Annotated in this window: 20 protein-coding genes and 1 pseudogene; 9 read left to right on the top strand and 12 right to left on the bottom strand. The window is 51.5% G+C overall.

Going from position 1 to position 22,083, the window contains the following annotated elements; genetic code table 11:
• The first annotated feature begins 215 nt into the window (after window positions 1-215).
• From QMZ65_RS08075 to QMZ65_RS08050, 6 genes are all read left to right on the top strand, one after another.
• Window positions 216-1,661: a sugar porter family MFS transporter gene (locus QMZ65_RS08075; protein ID WP_097117911.1), complete on the top strand. Its 1,446-nt coding sequence runs from the start codon at window positions 216-218 to the stop codon at window positions 1,659-1,661.
• Between the two features lie 144 nt (window positions 1,662-1,805).
• Complete coding sequence (locus QMZ65_RS08070; protein WP_283215760.1) at window positions 1,806-2,627, top strand: TIM barrel protein; 822 nt, start codon at window positions 1,806-1,808, stop codon at window positions 2,625-2,627.
• A 33-nt stretch (window positions 2,628-2,660) separates the two neighbouring features.
• Window positions 2,661-3,671 carry a bifunctional inositol 2-dehydrogenase/D-chiro-inositol 1-dehydrogenase gene (gene iolG / locus QMZ65_RS08065; protein WP_283215759.1) on the top strand — a complete coding sequence of 337 codons (1,011 nt, stop codon included), beginning with the start codon at window positions 2,661-2,663 and terminating at the stop codon, window positions 3,669-3,671.
• 233 nt (window positions 3,672-3,904) lie between these two features.
• Window positions 3,905-4,156 carry a hypothetical protein gene (locus tag QMZ65_RS08060; RefSeq protein ID WP_236699759.1) on the top strand — a complete coding sequence of 84 codons (252 nt, stop codon included), beginning with the start codon at window positions 3,905-3,907 and terminating at the stop codon, window positions 4,154-4,156.
• A 232-nt stretch (window positions 4,157-4,388) separates the two neighbouring features.
• Window positions 4,389-4,955 carry a hypothetical protein gene (locus QMZ65_RS08055; protein WP_255253261.1) on the top strand — a complete coding sequence of 189 codons (567 nt, stop codon included), beginning with the start codon at window positions 4,389-4,391 and terminating at the stop codon, window positions 4,953-4,955.
• Window positions 4,956-5,068: 113 nt separating this feature from the next.
• Window positions 5,069-6,307 carry an aromatic amino acid transporter gene (locus tag QMZ65_RS08050; RefSeq protein ID WP_097117914.1) on the top strand — a complete coding sequence of 413 codons (1,239 nt, stop codon included), beginning with the start codon at window positions 5,069-5,071 and terminating at the stop codon, window positions 6,305-6,307.
• A gap of 1 nt (window position 6,308) precedes the next feature.
• Here the strand turns inward: QMZ65_RS08050 and fecE are convergent, their stop codons facing one another.
• The 9 genes from fecE to QMZ65_RS08005 form a co-directional block, all read right to left on the bottom strand.
• Window positions 6,309-7,082: a Fe(3+) dicitrate ABC transporter ATP-binding protein FecE gene (gene fecE / locus QMZ65_RS08045; protein ID WP_097117915.1), complete on the bottom strand. Its 774-nt coding sequence runs from the start codon at window positions 7,080-7,082 to the stop codon at window positions 6,309-6,311.
• Window positions 7,083-8,039, bottom strand: a complete 957-nt coding sequence (fecD, locus tag QMZ65_RS08040) for a Fe(3+) dicitrate ABC transporter permease subunit FecD (protein ID WP_283215758.1) — start codon at window positions 8,037-8,039, stop codon at window positions 7,083-7,085. It abuts the gene before it with no gap.
• Window positions 8,036-9,025 (bottom strand): iron-dicitrate ABC transporter permease FecC, encoded by a 990-nt coding sequence (fecC, locus tag QMZ65_RS08035; protein WP_097117917.1) that lies wholly within the window; start codon window positions 9,023-9,025, stop codon window positions 8,036-8,038. The genes fecD and fecC overlap by 4 nt, the downstream gene beginning before the upstream one ends.
• Complete coding sequence (locus tag QMZ65_RS08030; RefSeq protein ID WP_176505745.1) at window positions 9,022-9,909, bottom strand: Fe(3+) dicitrate ABC transporter substrate-binding protein; 888 nt, start codon at window positions 9,907-9,909, stop codon at window positions 9,022-9,024. Before QMZ65_RS08030 ends, fecC begins: the two co-directional genes overlap by 4 nt.
• Before the next feature lie 64 nt (window positions 9,910-9,973).
• Complete coding sequence (gene fecA / locus QMZ65_RS08025; protein WP_283215757.1) at window positions 9,974-12,334, bottom strand: TonB-dependent Fe(3+) dicitrate receptor FecA; 2,361 nt, start codon at window positions 12,332-12,334, stop codon at window positions 9,974-9,976.
• A gap of 98 nt (window positions 12,335-12,432) precedes the next feature.
• Window positions 12,433-13,380 carry a ferric citrate uptake sigma factor regulator FecR gene (gene fecR / locus QMZ65_RS08020; protein WP_202404563.1) on the bottom strand — a complete coding sequence of 316 codons (948 nt, stop codon included), beginning with the start codon at window positions 13,378-13,380 and terminating at the stop codon, window positions 12,433-12,435.
• A 3-nt stretch (window positions 13,381-13,383) separates the two neighbouring features.
• Window positions 13,384-13,905, bottom strand: coding sequence for a ferric citrate uptake sigma factor FecI (fecI, locus tag QMZ65_RS08015; RefSeq protein ID WP_097117920.1), 522 nt, complete (start codon window positions 13,903-13,905; stop codon window positions 13,384-13,386).
• Window positions 13,906-14,127: 222 nt separating this feature from the next.
• Window positions 14,128-15,051: a substrate-binding domain-containing protein gene (locus QMZ65_RS08010; protein ID WP_283215756.1), complete on the bottom strand. Its 924-nt coding sequence runs from the start codon at window positions 15,049-15,051 to the stop codon at window positions 14,128-14,130.
• Window positions 15,052-15,774: 723 nt separating this feature from the next.
• Window positions 15,775-16,767, bottom strand: a complete 993-nt coding sequence (locus QMZ65_RS08005) for a sugar phosphate isomerase/epimerase family protein (RefSeq protein WP_097117921.1) — start codon at window positions 16,765-16,767, stop codon at window positions 15,775-15,777.
• Window positions 16,768-17,060: 293 nt separating this feature from the next.
• Between QMZ65_RS08005 and QMZ65_RS08000 the strand changes: the two genes are divergently transcribed.
• Window positions 17,061-18,455, top strand: coding sequence for a M24 family metallopeptidase (locus QMZ65_RS08000; protein WP_283215853.1), 1,395 nt, complete (start codon window positions 17,061-17,063; stop codon window positions 18,453-18,455).
• Between the two features lie 19 nt (window positions 18,456-18,474).
• Here QMZ65_RS08000 and QMZ65_RS07995 read toward each other — a convergent pair whose 3' ends face one another.
• Window positions 18,475-19,959 (bottom strand): sensor domain-containing diguanylate cyclase, encoded by a 1,485-nt coding sequence (locus tag QMZ65_RS07995; protein ID WP_283215755.1) that lies wholly within the window; start codon window positions 19,957-19,959, stop codon window positions 18,475-18,477.
• Window positions 19,960-20,354: 395 nt separating this feature from the next.
• On the opposite strand from QMZ65_RS07995, the pseudogene QMZ65_RS07990 reads away from it, so the two are divergent.
• Window positions 20,355-20,523: pseudogene (locus QMZ65_RS07990) on the top strand (ISNCY family transposase); the annotation flags it as partial.
• A 158-nt stretch (window positions 20,524-20,681) separates the two neighbouring features.
• Here QMZ65_RS07990 and QMZ65_RS07985 read toward each other — a convergent pair.
• Together QMZ65_RS07985 and vapB are read right to left on the bottom strand one after the other, a co-directional pair.
• Window positions 20,682-21,098 carry a type II toxin-antitoxin system VapC family toxin gene (locus QMZ65_RS07985; RefSeq protein WP_283215754.1) on the bottom strand — a complete coding sequence of 139 codons (417 nt, stop codon included), beginning with the start codon at window positions 21,096-21,098 and terminating at the stop codon, window positions 20,682-20,684.
• Window positions 21,095-21,325 carry a type II toxin-antitoxin system VapB family antitoxin gene (gene vapB / locus QMZ65_RS07980; protein WP_045815538.1) on the bottom strand — a complete coding sequence of 77 codons (231 nt, stop codon included), beginning with the start codon at window positions 21,323-21,325 and terminating at the stop codon, window positions 21,095-21,097. Before vapB ends, QMZ65_RS07985 begins: the two co-directional genes overlap by 4 nt.
• 307 nt (window positions 21,326-21,632) lie before the next feature.
• On the opposite strand from vapB, the gene QMZ65_RS07975 reads away from it, so the two are divergent.
• Window positions 21,633-22,079 (top strand): DUF4174 domain-containing protein, encoded by a 447-nt coding sequence (locus QMZ65_RS07975; RefSeq protein WP_283215753.1) that lies wholly within the window; start codon window positions 21,633-21,635, stop codon window positions 22,077-22,079.
• Window positions 22,080-22,083 lie beyond the last annotated feature (4 nt).

The raw sequence follows: 22,083 nt of genomic DNA, 5'->3' as shown, positions 1-22,083 counted from the left end.
AATCCAGGGTTATTCGAATCCATCTTCGCCTCTCACTTTTTAAATTAACGCTCCCTTTTGATGTTTAACCATCAAAATAAATCAGCCAGAATGCTTGATATCACATTTCGGAAAATGAATTTCAAATAAAAATTAACATGAAATAAAAATACCGATAGCGTCATTTTCTGTTTTGTTCTGCTGTATTTCCAAATGCGTTTTTACCAGGAGAGGTTATGGAAAAAGAACTGTATATCTCGACCAATACCGCGTCAGGCCCGAATAGCGTGACGCGAACTGAGCCTTTTGTGAAGATTATTGCGCTGGTGGCAACGCTCGGCGGATTATTATTTGGCTACGATACTGGGGTGGTATCGGGTGCGCTGTTATTTATGCGCAGTGACCTGCAATTAACGCCCTTCACCACCGGCCTGGTGACCAGCTCGTTACTGTTTGGAGCCGCATTCGGCGCTTTACTGGCCGGACATTTCGCCGATGCCATGGGCCGGCGCAAAATCATCATCACTCTGGCGTTTATTTTTGCCCTTGGCGCAGTCGGTTCAGCCTTTGCGCCGGATGTTGTGTCGATGATTATGTCACGACTTTTCCTCGGCATTGCCGTGGGCGGTGCTGCGGCGACTGTGCCGGTGTATATCGCTGAAATCGCGCCAGCCAATAAACGCGGCCAACTGGTGACCTTACAGGAGTTGATGATTGTATCGGGTCAACTGCTGGCGTATGTCTCGAATGCAACCTTCAATGAAATCTGGGGCGGTGAACATACCTGGCGCTGGATGCTGGCACTCTCGACTGTTCCCGCCGTGCTGTTGTGGCTGGGCATGATTTTTATGCCAGAAAGCCCGCGCTGGCTTGTGATGCGAGGCAATATCCGCGAAGCCAGGCATGTGTTGGAGAAGACCCGTGCAGCAGACGATGTTGAGTGGGAGTTAGAAGAGATTGAAGAGACCATTGAAGAAAACCGGCAGAAAGGTAAAGGTCGGCTGCGCGATCTGCGTACGCCCTGGCTACGTAAGGTGTTTCTGTTAGGTATTGGTATCGCTGCCATCCAGCAGTTGACCGGCGTTAACACCATTATGTACTACGCGCCGACCATGCTGACAGCAACGGGGCTGAGCAATGATGCCGCGCTGTTTGCCACCATTGCCAACGGCGTCATTTCCGTGTTGATGACCCTGGTCGGGATTTGGATGATAGGCAAAATCGGTCGTCGACCGCTGGTGCTGGTGGGACAGATGGGCTGTACGGCTTGCCTGTTCTTTATTGCCGCCGTGTGCTTCTTCATGCCGGAATATCTGGCAGGCGGAGAGGTCAATCTGCTGCGTGCCTATCTGGTATTGACTGGCATGCTGATGTTCCTGTGTTTCCAGCAAGGCGCACTTTCCCCGGTGACCTGGCTGCTGCTTTCGGAGATCTTCCCGGCGCGCATGCGTGGGATCTGCATGGGCGGCGCGGTGTTCGCACTGTGGATGGCCAACTTTGCAATTTCAATGGCATTTCCAATATTGCTGGCTGCTTTTGGTCTTGCAGGCGCATTCCTCACCTTCGCGATCATCGGTATTGGTGGCTCGATGTTTGTGCTGCGCACCATTCCGGAAACGCGGGGGCGCAGTCTGGAACAGGTCGAGCATTACTTCTTCGCGCTGTATGACGGCAAGCCTTAGGATGGATTTGCGAGCTTGATGTAAATCACTCAACGATGACGCAGTATAAATCCAGAAGATAAATTACTATCAAAACACGCTAAACACTGCAGCAAAACAGAATAACCAAAACACAATGCGCTGATAATCATTTCAGGAAATAACATGAGCCAGAAAATAAGCCGTGACCGTTTTTGTATTAATCGAAAAATTGCGCCGAACTTAACTGTTAATCAGTTTTTCACCCTGGTGAAAGATTTAGGGATAAATAAGGTCGAGATTCGTAATGATATGAAGGGCGGAAGTGTGACGGATGGTTTAGGGGGCGAGAAAATTCGTGAATTGGCAAATCAACATGCGCTGACCATCGAAACAATCAATGCGGTGTATCCCTTTAACCAGTTATCCGCTGAGATATTGGAAAAAACACAGGGTTTATTAAAAGACGCACGTGAAACCGGGGCGAAAGCGCTGGTGCTGTGCCCACTCAATGACGGAACGGTGGTCTCCAGTGAACAAACGGTTGCCGCTTTAAAAACGCTCGCGCCGCTGTTCGCCGAATACGGCATTGAAGGGCTGGTGGAACCTTTGGGCTTTCCACAGAGTTCGCTGCGTTCGGCGGCACTGGCACAACAGTTGATCAAACAGGCAGATGTGCCATTCAAGATCGTGCTCGATACCTTCCATCATCATTTGTATGAAGGCGCAGAACAGGACTTCGCCGGTGGCGTTGACGTTAACCGCATCGGATTGGTTCACCTGTCTGGTGTGACGGATACACGTCCAACTGCAGAATTGACTGATGAAGAACGCATCATGCTCAGCGCTGATGACATGTTGCAATCGAAACGACAAGTCCAGCGCCTGGAGGAGAGAGGTTACACCGGTACTTACGCGTTTGAACCCTTCTCGTCAGTGATGGAAGCGTGGAGCGAAGCGGATATCGCGCGTGAGATTCGTACCAGCATTGATTATCTGAACCATTAATTTTACTCGTACAGAAGAACGAAGGAACAAACCATGACGCTGAATATTGGTGTAATTGGCACTGGCGCAATCGGGCGCGAACACATTCGTCGCTGCAGTCAGGTGCTGCAAAACGCTCGCGTGGTTGCACTGAATGACATCAACCGTGCTAACTGCGAGCAGATCCTGACCGATCTCGCGCTCAAAGCCGAGATCTATGACAATGCACATGACCTGATTAATGCTCCCGATGTACAGGCGGTTCTGGTGACATCATGGGGCCCGACACATGAAGAATTTGTGCTGGCAGCGATTAAAGCCGGGAAAGCGGTATTTTGTGAAAAGCCGCTGGCGGTGACGGCGCAGGGTTGTATGAACATTGTGGAGGCGGAGATCGCGAGTGGTAAAAAGCGCGTGCAGGTTGGCTTCATGCGCCCTTACGATAGCGGCTATCGTGCATTGAAAAGCGTTATTGATAGCGGAGACATTGGCGAACCCTTGATGCTGCACTGCGCACACCGTAACCCGGAAGTCGGCGATGCCTACACCACGGACATGGCGATTACCGATACGCTGATCCATGAACTGGATGTTCTGCGCTGGTTGCTGAAAGACGATTACGTCAGTGCTCAGGTGATTTATCCGCGTAAAACCCGTAAAGCCTCATCGCATCTGAAAGACCCACAGATAGTGCTGCTGGAAACGGCGAAAGGTGTGCGTATTGACGTCGAAATTTTCGTCAACTGTGCCTATGGCTATGATATCCAGTGTGAAGTGGTGGGTGAGACCGGGATTGCGAGCTTACCTGAGCCGATGTCCGTTCAGACGCGAAGCGCGGCTAAACTCTACACGGGAATTCTGATCGACTGGAAAAAGCGCTTCATCGATGCCTATGATGTGGAATTGCAGGATTTCATCAACAATGTGTTGTCTGACAACATGACGGGCCCATCGGCCTGGGATGGCTATGCTGCGGCGGTTGCTGCCGATGCTTGTGTTGCCGCGCAGAACAACGGTGAGATTGTGCCGATTACCATGCCACCACGCCCTGCGTTTTATCAATGACGGAAACACGGGCGCACCAAGTGCGCCCGTGTCAGTAGCCAGCGTCAGAAAGTGTGCTTGATTTATCGTTGGAGATTCACCGCTAAGTGCTGTATAAATATTCAGTTCATTTAAAGCGAGATGGCTTGTTTTGCCTTCTAAAAGGGCTACTTTTTCAGACTTGAATTGAATGTTGCCCACATTTAAATGTCGAAATTTCAGGAAAGGTTGAGTTTTTACTTTGAGGAGGCATCATGTTGAAACGGTTGATGCCCGTTGACGGTTTAAACTTCGTGAAGTCAGGAGATCATATGCCAAAATTTCTGGAGCGTTTTCTCAGCATGCCGGGGCGATTGATGCAATCAATCAACCAGCAGGATATTGAGCAGTCAAATGACAGTAAAATTATCACTGATGCGAACGGTAATGCCTGGTTAAATATGAGTAATCCGCAGGTCCGCGATTCCATGCAGGCTCGCATGAAGGAATTGGCCGCGAAACGTTAAGGATTAACGATGGGTCCGTTGGTGATTATGGTTGTATTGGTCTGTGGCTTTTGGTTTACAGAAAATCATTATCAAAATCACGCATACGCCAGGCCAGAACTAATGGCTGGACATCGTACTTTTATGTTGCCATGCATGGTTGCAAGTTTGTCATTCAGGGATTTTGCCTGGTTCTGTTCATCTACCTGTTTTTACTCATTGTTAGTCTCATTATTTCAATCCCCATGTGTTTGTGTCCACCTATGGCATCAAAGACTTCTATTCGTGGTTAACGAACAAAACGGCTCTCTCATATCCACTGTTTTTCATTCTCTCTTTGTGTGCAGGGTGTTTTATCGCCTGGAGGGCAGGTGATGCCGCACAAAAATCATTGCGTGACGAACGCGTCCGTCAGGCCGCCTATCGTGAAATGGCAGCCCTGGATGCGATTGAATCCCTGCTGGTTCAGGCTATTGATGAGGACATGTTGATTTTCGTTACGCTTAAATCACGCAAGGTCTACATTGGTTATGTCGCCGCACCTCGTATAGAGCACAGTCTCACCCAGCACCTGTCTATCATCCCTTGTATCAGTGGCTACCGGGATAAGGACACGTTGTATTATCACGAACAACATCGTTATTACGAACTCTATCTGAAGAAGGGGATTACGGCGGACTCAAAGGGATTGAACCTGCAACATTTCCGGCATGTGATACCAATGAATGAAGTAGAGGCCATTTCGTTATTTGATACCAGCACTTACCAATGTTTCGATGAATTCATCAACAACAAGTCTGAACACCTCTCTAACGAATGACGCTGTCACCCTACGCTGACACTCAGCGCGTCACGACCTGCTGCCGTTGCCTCTCCCTCACGCCGCTTTCCGTGTAATATCGCCGCCTTTGATGTTTGCAGGGATTTTACAAAATGACGGATTTAACCTTGAGCCGTCGCCAACCCTCTGTTTGGTGGGGCGCGATGATTATCTGCGGCACGGTGGTGGGTGCGGGTATGTTCACCTTGCCAATTGTGATGGCCGGTGCATGGTTTGGTTGGGCGCTGCTGCTGTTATTGGTGACGTGGGGCGCGATGTTGCTATCAGGTTTGCTGTTTATGCGCACCAGCCTGCATTATCCGCAGGGTTCGGGTTATGACACCTTAACCAAAGATCTACTGGGTCGCGGTTGGGCAACGCTTAACGGTCTCAGTATTCTGTTTGTGCTGGGCATCCTGACTTATGCCTACATCTCCGCCAGCGGTCCGGTTTATCAGCACTCGCTCAATCTGGCGGGGCTGCCGCTCTCCACCGCCGGTGCGAAAATCACGCTAACGCTCTGCGTTGCCGCCGTGGTGTGGCTCGGTACCACTGGCGTGAGTCGTTTAATGACCTTCTGCGTACTGGCGAAAATCCTGCTGTTGATCCTGCTCTTTGGTGGTTTGCTGACGCAGGTCAGTTTACCTTCGTTGATCAGCGCGGCGCCAGTTGGGGAAAGCTATTGGCCTTATGCTCTCGGGGTATTGCCGTTTTGTCTGGCGTCTTTTGGTTATCACGGCAATATCACCGGGCTGGTGAGTTATTACCACCGCAATAAACGGCATATCACTCAAGCGCTGGTGCTCGGTACCCTAATGTCGCTGGCACTCTATCTGTTCTGGGTTACCAGCACCATGGGCAATTTGCCGCGCGCGGCATTTCCTGCAATCGTGCAGCAGGGTGGCGATATCGCCGCGCTAATGGCGGCGCTGAGCAATCATCTGCACGTCAGCGCACTGGCATTGATGATGTCGATCTTTTCGCATTTCGCTGTGATTGCGTCCTTTCTCGGCGTTACAGCCGGTCTGTTTGATTTCATCGCCGATCGTTTAGGCTGGGGCAATTCTCCTGCTGCACGGCTGAAAACCGCCTGCCTGACCTTTCTGCCACCATTGATGGCGTCATTACTCTGGCCACATGGCTTTGTCGCTGCGATTGGCTTCGCAGGACTGTTTGCTACGCTTTGGGCGGTGTTTATCCCGGCAATGCTGGCATGGAAAGCACAACAGCGTTTTGCCGGGATGCCGCGTTCCACGCTTCCGATTGTGCTGGTGATGATTTTCGGTGTGCTGAATATCGTCGCCTGGTTACTGAGCTGGGTGGGCTGGCTGCCCACCTTCGGTGGCGCTTGATTTAAGCATCGTGAAATAAACAGAGTGGTGCGCCGCACAATGGGTCGGCCACCACGCTGGCTTCGACCTGAAAAACCTCGCGTAAGACCTGCGGCGTCAATACTTCTGTCGGTGTGCCTTGAGTCACCAACTGCCCCTGCTTCAGTAACACCAGGTGATCGCAATAGCGGCCGGCCTGGTTAAGGTCATGCAGCACGGTAATAACGGTTTTACCCTGTGCTTTGAGTTCACCCATCAATTTCATCAGCTCAACCTGATGATTGATGTCTAACCAGGTGGTGGGTTCATCGAGTAAAACCAGCGGCGTATCTTGCGCCAGCAACATAGCAAGAAAGACCCGCTGGCGTTGGCCTCCTGATAAAGCGGTGACCCGTTGACGCGCGAGGTCACCAATATCCATCCGATCCATCGCATGCTGAACCTGCATTTTGTCGCTGGCTAACAGGCGGCCCCAGAAGGGCAGCCACGGACTGCGTCCATATCCCACCAGCTCTTCAACGCTGATGCCTTCGGGTATCAAATGCTGCTGCGGTAACAACGCCAGATGTCGTGCCAGTTGACGAGAAGTCAGAGACGTTAAAGCTTGCTGTTTAATGCGTATTTCGCCTTGCTGCGGGGTAAGTAATCGGGCAAAACTTTTCAGCAACGTCGATTTGCCACAGCCGTTGGGACCGAGCAACGCGCTAATCTGTCCTCTCGGTAGCGCAAGATTCAAATGGTGAAGGATGCGTTTGTTGCCATAACCGATACAGAGATCGTGAGTTGAGAGTTGCATTTAGCGCTTCCTAATCAGTAACCAGAAAAAGCAGGGAGCACCGAGTAGTGCTGTAATCACACCTGCTGGCAGTTCCATCGGGGGGGCAATAGTGCGTGCGAATAAATCAGCGAATACCAGCAGCAATGCACCACCAATAGCCGCTAGCGGCAGTAAGTGGCGATGGCGTCCGCCAACCCAATGGCGCATCACATGGGGTACCACCAGGCTGATAAAGCCGATTGGCCCACAGATCGCCACGCCGATCGCCGCCAGCGCCACGGCGATGATTAAAGCCCAACGCTGAACGGACGCCAGGCCGAAGCCGAGGGTGGCGGCGCGTTCATCGCCGAGGGCCAGCAGATCAAGATCGCGCGTAAAACGCAGGCTGCCCAGCAGCAACAGTGGGATAGGCAATGCCAGCGTAACCATCGACCAGTCACGTCCCCACAAGCTGCCAGTCAGCCAAAGCAGCGCCATGTTGACATCCTGCGGGCGCGATAACATCAGGTAATCCGTCAAACTTGCCCAGCAAGCCGCCAGCGCGATGCCAACCACTGCCAGACGTAAAGGTGTCGAGAAATTCACCAGCATGCGTAATATCAGTAACGCCAGACATCCACCGCCGAAGGCAAACAGGGGCAGCAAGAAGCCAGGAAGCGCAGGGAAGAGCAGCAGCACTGACAACGTAGCCAGGCTCGCGGCATGGTTGACGCCGAGAATGTCCGGTGAAGCCAGGGGATTGCGAATGATGCCCTGTACCAGAACACCGGAAACGGCCAGCGCCGCCCCCACCAAAACCGCCAGCACCAGGCGCGGCAAACGATATTCGAACACGGCATAGTGGGCATCGCCAGCGGAATGCCATGATTGCCAAAACACCGTCCAGCTCATGCCTTGCACGCCGAGTTTCAAACTGAACAGCGCGGCGACTATCATCCCCGCCAACAGTAAACAGAATACTAAGCGTGCACTCATGAATGGCGTCTCCGCGCCAGCCAGACAAATCCCGGCGCGCCAATCAATCCCAGCACCACGCCAGCGGGTATTTCACCGGGCCAGGCTAACCACCGGGCGGCGATATCCGCCATTAACAAAATCAACGCGCCGAGGATCATCGACATCGGCAACATGATGCGTAAATCATGCCCAATCCACGCCCGCGCCAGATGAGGAACCAACAACCCGATAAAGCCTAACGGCCCGGCTACACTCACACAGGCGCCCACTAGTATCAGCAGTGCCACGCTGAGGAGTCGTCGAAGGCGATACAAATTCACCCCCAGCGCATGAGCAGCCTCATCACCGATGCCGAGCAGATTGAGCGCACGAGCCTGTAATAAAATTAACGGCGTCAGGAAACCGACAAACGGCAGCAGTAACCAGACTTGTTGCCATCGCGCATGGGAAATACCGCCAGCCAGCCAGTAAAGAATGCCAAAGGCGTGATCTTCTGACAGCAGCAGCGTCACACGCGTTAACGCTATGCAAAACGCAGAAAGGGCTATGCCAGCAAGGATCAGCCGCTGGCGGTCGGTGTGCTGGTTACTTCCTCGGCCTGCTGCACTGACGCACAGCCAGCTCAACCCACCCCCCGTAGCCGCGATGATCGAAAGCGGATAGCCCTGCAACACAATCGGGCTAAATGCAGACGTCAGCGCAATCGCCAGAGCCGCACCGCTGTTGATGCCAAGAATAGCCGGTGAGGCCAGCGGATTGTGGGTCAGCACCTGCAACAGCGCACCAGCCAACGCCAGACTGGCTCCCAACATGATGGCCACCAGCGTACGCGGCAGGCGAAGGTTATAAACCAGGGCTTCCGCCACACTGTGCGCGTCTCCTGGCAGCAGTGCATGCCAGGCCGCCTGCGCGGATATCGGTAGCGCGGCAAAACTTATCAGGCTGAACCAAAACGCGGTGCCCAATGCCAGCAGGCTGATTAACCAGCGTTGAAATTGTGTCATGGCGCAGTCAATAACGTGACGGCGTCACTGGCAATTTTTTCCGCGGCAAACAATCCGCGTGCGCGCGCCCAGCTGTTGCTGTCCACTGCGCGGATATGATGCTGCTGTTCAGCCTTGATCAGGCTCCACAACGGATCTTGCTGCCATTTTTTCACTATACTTTCATCGCGATAGTGCGCCACCAGTAACCAATCAGGATTAATCGCCAGCAACTGCTCCAGGCTGAGCACGGTCATCGGCGTGTGATTGACAGGCTGGGGCACCAGAATTCCTAACGCCATTAACACGCCTCCGGTATAACTGGCTGAGGAGTGCAAAGTGAACTGGTTTTCACGTGAAGTGCCAAACAGCACCGAGGTATTTGGCGGCAATTTTGCGGCGGCGTCATGCATACGATGCTGATGCAATGCCAAACGCTGCTGCATTTCAGTATGTTTCCCAACCACATCGCCAATGATCGCGGCAGATTGCAGGTTTTCCGCGTAAGTTTCATTCCTCGATTGCAGTAATAAAACCGGGGCGATGCGCTGCAGTGAGGCATAAATCGTGGCGTGGCGGCTGCTGTCAGCAATAATCAGATCAGGATGTAGGGCGCTAATGGCTTCAAGACTTGGCTGTCCCCGCAGGCCAACGGATTGCCAGGGTTGCAGCTGCTGACGGACTTCTGGCAGCAGACGCTGCGGATCATTGTCATCAGCGATGCCCACCGGGCTCACTGCCACTGCCGCGAGGGCATCCGCAAAGGATAACTCCAGTACCACAATGCGCTGAGGAACCTTCTCGATGGTGAAAGTCCCATGTTGATCCTGCACCGTGACAGCGTGCGCGTTTAAAGCCGATGCGAAGAAACATCCCATCATCAGCCAGCGAAATAATTGTTGCATAGTGACATCTCCACAAAGCAAAAAACCGGGCTAGCCCAAGGGCTGCCCGGTTATAAATGGCTTATCAGAACTTGAGTGAACCCTGCAAATAGAAGGTGCGCGGTTGTCCAGCGTACAGGCCTTTGTTGTTGTCATCATACGATCGAGTGAAATAGTCCTGATCGAACATATTTTTCACGCCAACGGCCAGATTGAGGTTGGCCATTTGTGGGCCGAAATCATAATTGGCACGCGCTCCCCACAGCATAAAGCCGGGAATGCGGCCGGTGCTGCCATCAGCACTCTCCTGAACGGTATTGGCGTTATCAGCGAACTGGCTGGACTGGAAATCACTGTTGAGGTTGAAGGTCCAGTTGCCCGGTTTGTAGTCAATGCCAAGCGTGCCTTTCTGACGCGGTGAGAACGGTACCTGATTACCATAGGTATCGCCTTTTTCACGGATTTCGGCATTCACGTAGGTGTAGCTGGCATAAACTGAGACGTTTTCCAGCGCAGGCTTCAGGGCGGAAAGGTCATAACGTACCTGCGATTCCAGGCCGGTATGACGGGTTTTCCCGCGAGCCGTCACAGAATCGTCAGTCTGATTTGAGTCGTACTGATTGTTAAAGTTAATCAGGAACAAGCCCATTTCGGCCGTCAGCGCGCCGTCATCAAAGCGCGTACCGATCTCCCAGGTGCGTGCTTTCTCAGGTTCAACGCTGCCACTCTCTACGGCTTTACCAATCTGGCTATATTGCACTGTACCGAAGGAGCCTTCGGTGTTGGCGTAGAGGTTCCAGCTGTCGGTCAGGTGATAAAGCACATTCAATGCAGGCAGTGGCGCGTTATAACTGACGTCCTGCTGAGTGCCGCGAATGGCATTGCGTTGATAGGAGCTGATGTGCTCGAAACGCATCCCTGGCGTGATGGTCCAGTTGCCAATATCAATGCGGTCATCAAGATACCAGGCGTGCGCTTCGGTACCAGAACGCGTGTCGCGATCGTAAGAGCTGGCAGTAGAGGGCAATTCACCACTCACGGTTGGGGTGTAATAGCGCATTTCATGACCGGATTCGCTGACATAGCGATAACCGACGCCGACTTCATGGGCAGAAGGGCCAAGATTGAAGCTCTGGCTGTAGCGTGGCTCAATGCCGCGCACCCAGTACTCACGCGGTGATAGGGTGATACGCGACCCTTGTTCGAGATAGCCGCTGCGCAAGGTATGGGTGTAGAAACCAAGAATGTTGAATTTATGCTGTTGATCGGGTTGGAACTGATAGCCCAGGCTGGCTAACTGACGACGCCCCCAGAAGCGGTCATAAGGACGGGTGGATTGCCAGCGATCGGCATTATAATCCGCGCGCGACAGGCCGCCCGGCATATCGGCTTCACCATCGTAGTATTGCAACAGGCTGGTGAAGGTATGGACTTCATTCGGCGCATAACGGCTTTTCAACATCACATCATCAATACGTGTGGCACTGTGTTCTCGCCAGTCACTGCCTCGGGTGCCCGAATAAAGTAGCGCGCTGCCAAAACCGTTGTCAGCCGTTCCGCCGACCAGAAGATTATGGGTTTCCTTTGGGTTATTTTGTGAGGAGGTGGGGCTGAGCTGGCCTTCAACGCCGGCTTCGATACCAAAATGCTCAGGGATGGCACGCGTCACAAAGTTGACCACGCCGCCGACACTTTGTGGCCCGTAACGTACTGCACCGCCGCCGCGCACCACGTCAATAGCATCCATATTGCCCAGTGAAACCGGAGCGAGAGAGAGTTGCGGCTGTCCGTAAGGTGCGAAGGGCACTGGTATGCCATCCATCAGCACGGTTGATCGGCTGGCGAGACGAGGATTGAGGCCACGGATACCAAAGTTCATCGCCAGATCGTGGCTGCCGGTACCGTTATTCTCCGGCGCATTGACGCCCGGAATACGGTTAAGCACTTCGCGCATGCTGGCGGCACCGTTTTTGGCGAAATCCTCGCGACGGATCACATCGCGTGCACCGGCATGTTCGAATACGTCAGATTCACGCGCATCACCTAACCAGTCGCCTACTACGGTCAGACTGGGTTCACCCACGGTGTGACCGAGCGGTTTGACAGTCCATACATTTGCGCCGAGGCCATTAGCCTGAAGATCGCTGCCTTGCAGCAAATGGGTGAACGCATCATTAATCGTATAGTCGCCCTGTAAGCCGGGACTCTTTTTTCCGCGAGTTAGCTCGGCATCCAGTGACAGCGTAATACCCGCTGAGGCCGCAAACTGATTCAACGCGGCATCAAGAGGACCCGCAGGAATGGCATAATGCGCGGTGGCTGGCGCTGCAGCCTGAGCGATGCCTGGTGTGAAACAAGCCAAAGGTAACAAACTCAGGCGAATAGCCATTACCAGCGGGCTGGCTTTGGACAATGCGCGCAGTGAAGAGGCACGTGAAACCGTCATAACGTCTCCAAAAATTATCATTGTTTTGCTGTATTCAGAGAGAAGTCGTATGAGCGGCAGAAAAGGGACAATCCCCGGAGACATTTTTTATAAAAAAATTATCGGGCCTTCACCGTGACCCAATAGCGCGTAACGCGTTGCAGGGAAATGGGCAGCGTTTGTTGCAAAGCATTGAGCGCAACATCGCTTTGCAACAGAGGATAGGTTCCACTGACGCGCAACTGAGCGACTTGAGGATCACAGCGCAAAATGCCCTGGCGATAACGTGCCAGTTGCGCGATGACTTCGCCGAGCGGACGATCGCTGACACTCAACAGGCCACGTGTCCATTGCAGTTTTTCGTCAACCTTTTGCACTGCATCGAAGGCGTTAGCGCTGAAACTCAGCATCTCACCTTGCTGCACGATCATGATCTGATCCGGTTGCTGTGCCAATCGCACTGCCACGGCATGTTGGTTCACCCTCAGCAGGGTGAGATTATCTTGCTGCTCCACGCTAAATTCGGTACCCAGCGCAGTGAGTTGTCCTTGTGGGGTATAAACACGAAGCGGGCGCTTCAGCGCATCCTTGCCACTGGTGAGCGCCAGAGTGCCAAACAGCAAATCAATATGCCGCTCGTTATCGTCATAACGCACATTAGCGGCGGAAGCGGTGTCCAGCGTGAGCAAGCTGCCATCTTTTAATGGGAACTGGCGAATTTCGCCTTTCGCCGTGTGATAGTCAGCGCGGATGCCAGTGGAAAGGTCACTTTGCCAAAGTTGCCAGCTCGCGCCAGCTCCCACAGCGAGCAGTAAGCCCTTCAGAACGTGGCGTCGGGTCAGTTGAGAATCATGCAGCGTTTTGCTGGCAATATTGCCTGGCATGGTCTGCATTTGCTGGCGCAGATTTTCCACCTGCTGCCATGCCCACTGATTTTCATGATTAGCATCGACCCACTGCTGCCACTTTTCTTCCTGCTGCGGACTGACACGTTCGCCGCTTAACACGGCATACCAGTGTGAGGCGTTACGCAGAGCCTGACGTTGTTCAGTCGTGAGGGATGACATGATTTAGATACCGTGCTCAAGGCGAAACAGCAGACAGTGCTCGGTGGCTTTTGCCATATACTTTTTCACTGAACTAACAGACACCGAAAGCTGCTGTGCGATTTCGGCGTAGGTGAGGTTATCCAACTGTGACAGCAGAAATGCCTGACGTGCTTTGTTACCCAGTCCATCCAGCATCTGATCCACGAGTTGCAGCGTTTCCAGCTGACTCTGTTGTAACTCGGGTGAGGGCGTTACCGCTTCCGGCAGTTGGCTGAGAATCTCCAGATAAGCTTTTTCCAGCGCATGACGTCTAAAACGATCGACCATCACGCGTTTGGCAATGGTACACAGGAAAGATTTGGCATCGCGCACTTCGGAGAGATTGTTGCCGCTCATCAGGCGCATGAAAGTATCTTGCGTGACGTCATCCGCATCAAAAGCGGATCGCAGCTTTGCAGTGAGCCATTGCGTCAGCCAGCCGCAGTTATCGGCATAGAATGTCGCAAGCGAAGGCGCAGCAGAGGAAGTGGCAGCGGGCAACATGATGTCAAAGTGTGTCAAATGTAAAGTTGAGCTGATACTAACTGCGAATAGTTATCATTACAATCGATGGGCTGCTTTTTTTGCTTGCGAAACTAACTCAGTAAGTGGATGAAATTCCGTGCAGGGTATGAATGAACAGCGTTGGCACATGGAGCTTTCACGCCAAAAAAAGGGGGGCCATCATCATCCGTGTAACTGGCGGCCCTGTCGACCGCCATCATCTCACTTTTGATTCTTGTCACTGAGGGCCTGGTAATTTTCCTTCGTGACGGTCTGATAGGGCACCCAGTTATAGGCTTCGGTTTTTTTGCCGGTCAGCATATCGCTTGCCACATTAACTGCGCCAATGGCCTGGCCTTTCGCATCCTGGAAAATGGTCACCGCCATTTTGCCATTCTTGATGAATTGCAAACCATCCGGTGTGCCATCAATGCCAGCCACTAACACATCGCTCTTCTTCAACTGATCCAGTGCCATAATCGCACCAATTGCCATCTCATCATTGTTAGCAACAATGGCGTTGATCGAATTGCCATCCTGTAGCCAGGAGAGGGTTTTATCGACGGCTTCATTGCGTTGCCAGTTAGCGGTCTGCTTTTGAATGACTTTAAGACCTGGATGAGCGCTGACATAATCTTCAACGGCTTTAGTGCGTTGGCGCGCTTCCTCGGTAGAGAGTGAACCCATCAGGATGGCGATGTTCCCCTGGTTGTTCATGCGTTTTGCCAGCGCTTCAATCTCCATTTTTCCACTCAAAGCAGAGTCGGAGCCAACGTAAGCCATCTTACCGCTCAGGGGCACTTCAGGTTTACGGTTGACGAAAATCAGAGGGATATTGGCTTTCTTTGCTGCAGCAATCACAGGCATAACACCTTGCGTGTCTACCGGGTTCACGATAATCGCGTCGGCACCCTGATTAATAAAATCATCAACCTGCTGGATTTGCAGTGAAACATCGCCTTTGGCATCGGCAAACTGGCTATTCAATCCTTTCTCTTTCAACTGCGTTTCCATTTGACTGCGCAGGATTGAAACAAAGTCAAGATCCAGATTAGCCAGAGCAACGCCCACCATATACGTTTTGGCTTGCACGACAAACACACTGAGTAAACCACAGGCGATTATTATTGCTTTAATTATATTCATGTTTGTATCTCTGTAAGGTGGATGGGGTATTTGTGCACCCGGGTGCAATAAATTGCGTATCAACACACAGTGCTGTGTATATTTTTCGCTGTGACCCTGAGCGCGTAACATTACTTTCAGATGAGGCTAGAAATTAGTCAACGCGCTAAAAATTGATTCCTTCATCTGGATCACAAAATTTGGGCGAAGCATCCTAACAAGAGAATAGAAATGCTACCGGGTGCAAATTTTTTCTGGCAATGCTCCGCTTGTTTATTACGGGCTTAAGTTACAACATCCAATAGAGTCTCTGAAAGATGCGCATCAGTAAGCCACTGCGTCGATTGAAGCTAAACAGCAGTTTATCGCGCGCATCTAAAGATCTGTCATCGTAGGGCAGTTAAAGATTACAAAGGTATTGATAAACTACAGCATCGCGTTTATCTGGCGTGAATCGAGAGCACTGCCGGCATTGGTGAGAGATAACCCGATATTGCTTCAACAACCCAAGTTCGTTCAGGATGCACAGCCAACCCCTTGAGCCATAACACTTCTGCTCATAGATTTTTTCGCGAATGCTTTTCACGTCCACACGTAGTAGGGAGGCTTCAAGATTGCTGTAATTCGGATGCAGCTTGTTTTACCCAACCTTTATAACAAGCAATTACGTACGAGAATTTAGGTGGTGACGTGCGTGGGGCGTATTGAGGTTGCCCGGCCAAAAAAGTGCCGGGCACAACAGGGCTAGTCTTCAATACTGCTTAACAGCGCATTTTGAATGATTTTCTGGGCTTTGAGTGGATTTTGTTCACTTTGCGCCGCTTGCAACGCGGCAATATCCAGCTTATCCAGTGCACGGTAAATATGCTTCAGGAATCGAATCGACAGATTGGCGGCTTCAACATGGTCTTCACGGAAGGGGAATTGGTCTAGCTGCCATACGCCATCCCAATTATTGATTTTGAGTACATAAAAGAACTCAAAAATTTCTGTCATGTGCACTGTGCCGACAACGAGATCGTCATCCCAGCCACGTAGGTTGTCATTCACGTCCATACCGAACAGCCTGCCGCGGTCAATTATCAACTGGGCTGAGTCCGCTGGTGATTCACCGGCAAATAGCGCGTGGCCAAAGTCCAGCAACACGCCGACGTTATCGAGGCCGATATCTTCGATCCCCAACAAGGTGCGCGCAGCGGAATCCCAGGTCATTTTAACGCGTGGTTCACGCGGTTTGTACTCGATGGCAAATTTGACATCAGGATTGGCACTCGCCAGTTCGCGCATGCCATCAACCGCCAGTTTCCAAAGATTTTTATGATCAACCTGGAAGGGGTAATCCCATCCATCTTGTCCCGGCCAGATTTTCACATAATTAGCACCCAATTCTCGCACGACTGTGGCCGCTTCATGCATCAGGTCGAAGGCCTGTTTGCGCAGTGCGGGATCAGGATTAGTAAAGGCACCGCGAGAAAAGCGGCGCAGATAGATTTCAGGCGTCACGCCAATCGCTTTCAGCCCAGCCTGGTCTAAGGCTTCTTTAACCTGGGCAACGGTAACACCTTCAGTAAAGGGATAGGGCACATCAACATACGATAAGTCTTCAACACTGCCAGCCAGTTTGATCTGGTCTAGCGTGCTGAGCGCCGGACCGTATCCGTCGACGGCATAACGGTCTATGTAGTTAGCAAAATGCCACAAACCGGCACCAAATTTCGGGTAGGTGTAACCACTCATAAGACATTCTCCTTAGGGATTAGGGTAATCCGAGGCGCTACAATGATGGACTGAATATATATTCATTAACGGTTATATATTCCATTCTGCGCCTTGAGCTTCTTGCTTAACCAGCATTGAGTGAAGAAATTGAGGGTGGCCTCACACAAAATATGTGTGTCTGAGGTGAGAAAGGAATCGGTAAAGACATTATCCGTGCACAATTAAAATCAACAGGTGCTACCTTGCTTAATCCTGCGGCAATCAGTTTCCGCCACTCCAGCCTTAAACACGTTAACCTGAGGTCATTCATCATGATGTCTCCCCCAATTCAGCTTGGCCCGACTAAAGCCCCGATAAAATTTACCCAGGTTGAACCCGTTTTCCTCACCGACAAGACTATGCTGGAGCGAAAAAATAAGGTTATGCAAAGGATGGTCGAGGTCGGTTTTGATGCGCTGGTCATTTATGCAGACAAAGAACACGGCGGGAATTTTGAATACTTAACAGGGTTCATCCCGCGTTTTGAAGAGGGGCTGTTGATCGTTGATGCCAGTGGAGAATGTACCGCTATTCTCGGGAATGAGAATCTCAAACTGGCTCGCTTTTCACGCGTACCTGTCACGTTGCTTCACTGCCCGTTGTTTTCGCTGCCTAACCAGCCAATGGATCATGAAACACCGCTTGAAAACCTTCTGGCATCTGCCGGCTTGAGTAACAAAAGTAAAGTAGGCCTGGTGGGATGGAAAATGTTCACCCCAGCCGCAGGCAATGGTTCTGCCTATTTCGATGTACCTTATTTTATTGTTGATGCGTTGCAACGCACGCTGAAAAAAGAGGCTGAACTGTTAAATGCAGCGCACTTATTTATTAGCGGCGCTGGCGGTGCAAGAGTGACCAACAACGCCAATGAAATCGCGCATTATGAGTATGGGGCCAATCTGGCATCTAACTGTATTCTTAAGGCGATGGACGCGGTGGAAGTAGGAGTGCGGGAAATTGATTTGGGCGCGCTTCTGACGGCGGAAGGCCAATACAATACGGTGGTCTCCATCGCTGCCACCGGCGTCCGCTTCGATCATGCTAACCTTTATCCAACATACAAAAGGGTGCAGCACGGCGATCCTTTGTCGCTGACCACAGGATTTAAAGGTGGCTTGTCCAGCAGAGCTGCTTTCGTTATCGCCAGTCCTGCTGAACTGCCTGACGCTCAGAAAGATTGGTTAGACAGAATCGCTAAACCCTACTTCTCTGCACAGGTAGCCTGGCTGGAAAATATCCGCGTGGGTATGTCTGGCGGTGAGCTTTATCACGTGATCGAAAATGTACTGCCCAAAACCCGATATGGCTGGCATCTCAATCCCGGCCATCTGGTTGCTGATGAAGAGTGGATGTCATCGCCGGTTTACCCAAATTCCGGCGAACTGTTGAGAAGTGGCATGATCTTGCAGCTCGATATCATTCCATCGGTACCGGGCTATAACGGTGTCAGCGCAGAAGAGTGTGTTGCGTTGGCCGATTCATCACTTCAGGCTAAGATCGCTGAAGCGTATCCGAAACTTTGGCAGCGAATTACATGTCGACGTGATTACCTGCGCGATGAAATCGGCATTAAACTCAATGCCGATGTATTGCCGCTATCCAATGCTGTTGGCTATTTAAGGCCGTTTTTGCTCGCTAAACACCTGTCTCTCAGCGTGAAGAAATAGAGCGCACTGATAGCGAACATCAGGGCTTAATTTGATTACGCCCGCTGCGTTTTGCCAGATAAAGGGCTTTGTCGGCGTCCTGTTTCAGCTGGTCTGCTTCGCCGGTTTTACCAGTTGACGTCAGCGTGCTGTAGCCAGCGCTGATGGTCACTACGCCAGCTGGAACATCTGAGCTTTCATGTGCAATGCCGGTTTCTGCAACAAATCTGACCGCGCGCTCCGCCACTTTTTTGGCATCTAAGGCTGAGGTGCTGGGCAGAATGATCGCAAACTCTTCACCGCCATAACGTGCCACGATATCGCCTTGATAATGCACGCTATCCTTTAACGCCAGGCCGACATCCTGCAAACACTCATCACCCGCAACATGCCCGTAGGTGTCGTTATAGCGTTTGAAATAATCGATATCGATCATCACCAGCGAGAGCGGCTCAGCGTGCTTTTCTGAACGAAGCAGGGCTTGCTCCAGCAGAGCATCGAACTGACGGCGATTCGCCAGCCCGGTCAAACCATCGACCAACGCCAGGGATTGCAGCGTATGGTTGATGGTGGTCAGTTCATCACGAACATGGGTCAGTTCAATTTGATTACGCACATTGGTACCCACCTGACGCAATACAAAAACGCCCATGCCGGTAATGGTTAAGAGCAGCACAATGTTGAGCAAAACATTCGTCAGGTTGGCCGTCATCCACTCCATGCGAAGCCGGTCACGGTCATAGCCAGCCGTCACAATCAGTGGATAACGCTCTAGTCGAGCATAGCCGAACACACGTTCAACACCGTCGAGCGTTGAACGCCAGGTTGCACTGCCACTTGAAGCGGATTTCAGCTCGGTTTGAAACAGCGGGCTGGCGGATAGGGTTCGGCCAATATAAGTATCAGGGAAAGGGCGGATGTAGAGGGCCGTGGCATCCGCCAGGATCAATCCCAACGCATCTTTATCGCCAAGCGTGTAGTAGCTGTAGTACTGCCGGAAATAATCCACTTTGACCGTCGCAAGGGCGACACCAGCAAAATTCCCCGCATTATCATTTAGGCGTACCGAAACAGGAATCACCAGATCACCGGTGGAGCGACTGCGGATGACATGGCTGATATGGATATCCAGACTGGGATGCGTCCGATGCCAGACAAAGTAATCACGATCGGCGTTACTGGCATTGGTCGGCGTGAAGTTGCCAGATGAAGCCACCCAATGTCCCTCGGTGTCGTAAACAAACAATCCGTGCAGCTGAGGGAGCTTGCTCTGCTGGTCTTTGATTTGATGCAGGAACTGCGGTGTTGCAGCAAAGCTGTTGCCGTTTTGACGTAACTGGCGCACAGCATCCGCGAGGGTAATATCAACCTGTAAAAAGGCATCTTCAGCTTGTTTGGCTAATGAGAGCGAGAGATTGCGTGCATCCTCTTCTTTTTCTGCCAGGTGTTGCTGCCAGGAGTGCCAAAGAGACCAGGCATTAATAGCCACCACCAGTAAACTGATGGAAAGCAGAAATACGGCCATACTTCTTCCAAGAGAAGTCTTTAGCAGACGAGGGGTGCTATCTGAGAGGACACTTTTACGCATTGATACTCTTTGTGCATGCTGAAAAGGTGGGCAGAGTGGATAGGGATATTACAGGATTCATGTAACTGTCATAAGCTGAGTAAAGAAAATTTTATGCATTTGTGGAATAAATCTGATGAGCGAGAATTGGCGCCGTAAGGAAGTGAGCATCAGAAAGCCCAGCATGATGTGTGGTGTGCATCAAAAAATCCAATTTAACATAATCATGATTATGCGCACTTTGATTGTAGCACCCCAATAGTAATGTCCGCTTGTGGCTCAATAAACATGACCGCGTTATGGTACCTCTCACAGAGTCGTTTTCAGTCAGTAAAACTACCGGGAGGCTTGCCGTGATCGCAGATAGCTCAGGGGTATTTACGTTGAAAGAGATTAACCGCGTCAAAGTTATTCAGTACGTTGTCGACCGGCGGCTGACAACCCACCTCGCTGCTGAGCGTCTCAGTATTTCCGACCGGCATTGTCGTCGCCTGCTTCAGCGCTACCGCGAGTCTGGTGCAGCCGGTCTTATCGATGCACGGCGTGGAAAGCCCGGCACACATCTCATCGATGAGAGTCTGCGCCACCACATACTGACGCTGCTACGTGAAAATTACGTGGGTTTTGCCCACAAATTACCGCAGAAATGCTTCAGGTACTTTCCGAGATTGATAAGCGGCTTACTTCACCCAGTCTTCCAGCACCAAACCCGGCACCCGCGCAAATTCCCTGGTATTATTTGTCACCAAGATAGCGCCGGCCGCAATGGCATGGCCGGCAATCGCCGTGTCATTTGGGCCTATCGGTGTTCCGGCTGCGCTTAGGGTGGCCTTAATTACAGCGGTGGCGTCCACCGCCGCCCGATCCCAGGGCACAATCGCATCAAGTCGGGCGCAGAATTCGTCAACCAGTTGACCATGACGCGGCGAGGCTTTCTTTCCAATAGCACCAAAGCGCATTTCTGCGTAAGTAATAGCCGAAACTACAATGCGATGGTTGCGCAGCACCGCTTGTTCAAGCCGTCTGATCACGTCCTCTGGTTGCTCGCGCATAATGAACGAACATATACAAGTATCCAGCATGTAGGTTTTGTTCACAGATCAAATCTTCCCTCATCACTGACAACATCCCCGCGATCCATCATAAAATCCGGGTCCGCTTTCTCAAGCTGCATAAATGAGCCCCAGGTCGGCCGTACGGGACGCAGTATGATGCTGTCACCTTCCCGGACAATCTCTAACTCACTCACCCCTTCAAAATCCATATCGCGTGGCAAACGAATGGCGCGGTTATTGCCATTTTTAAATACAGAAACAGTTCGCATGATCAATCCTCCTGAACGGACTTCCGGCACGGTGCCGTCTCCGGCTTTATGTTTTGAGCTTTATCACTAAGCATATGTCTAGTATATGCCCAGCTTTGACATATGTATATGCCCTGTTCTCTTCTTTAGAAAAACATCAGAATGTGACATACGAAGCCTTAAGTTCCGGGTGACATTAGCAACACGAAAGACATTTCTTGTTTTCATTTTTACCTCTGTGGGTAAAGAAACGTGAAGTAACCTACGCACGCGCGCGGTTCCACTAACCTTGGTAGTACGCGATCTTTAACCTGCCGGGGAAACCATCATGTCGAAGACGAATTTACTGCTGAAGACGCCAATGCTGCTGTTGGCCATTTGTTCAATAATGAGCCTTAACAACGTTCGTGCGGCTGAAGAGCCCCTGTTCCAGCCTTTATCGCCGAAGGTCTCAGACCTCACTCAATATCGCTGGCACAATCGCCCTCTGGTGATCTTCGCCCCATCAAAAACAGATCCTGCTTATGTCGCGCAGATAGCGATGCTGGAGAAGCAGAAAGCAGAATTGGCCGATCGCGATATCATTGTGTTCAGTGATACTTCACCCACAGCTAATGGTACTTTGCGTAAACAACTCAATCCGAAAGGATTTGAAGTGGTGCTGGTTGGAAAAGATGGTGGAATGAAACTACGCGAAACAACACCTCTGAATACTGAGGTTTTGCTCTCAACCATTGATAAAATGCCCATGCGCCAGGCCAAACTCAATGAATGAATTG

It is taken from the genome of Pantoea sp. EABMAA-21 (assembly GCF_030053335.1).
In the GTDB taxonomy this organism is placed as follows: Bacteria; Pseudomonadota; Gammaproteobacteria; order Enterobacterales; family Enterobacteriaceae; genus Pantoea; species Pantoea communis.
Note: the sequence above shows the minus strand (reverse complement) of the source record. Positions and strands in the feature narration are given on the sequence as shown.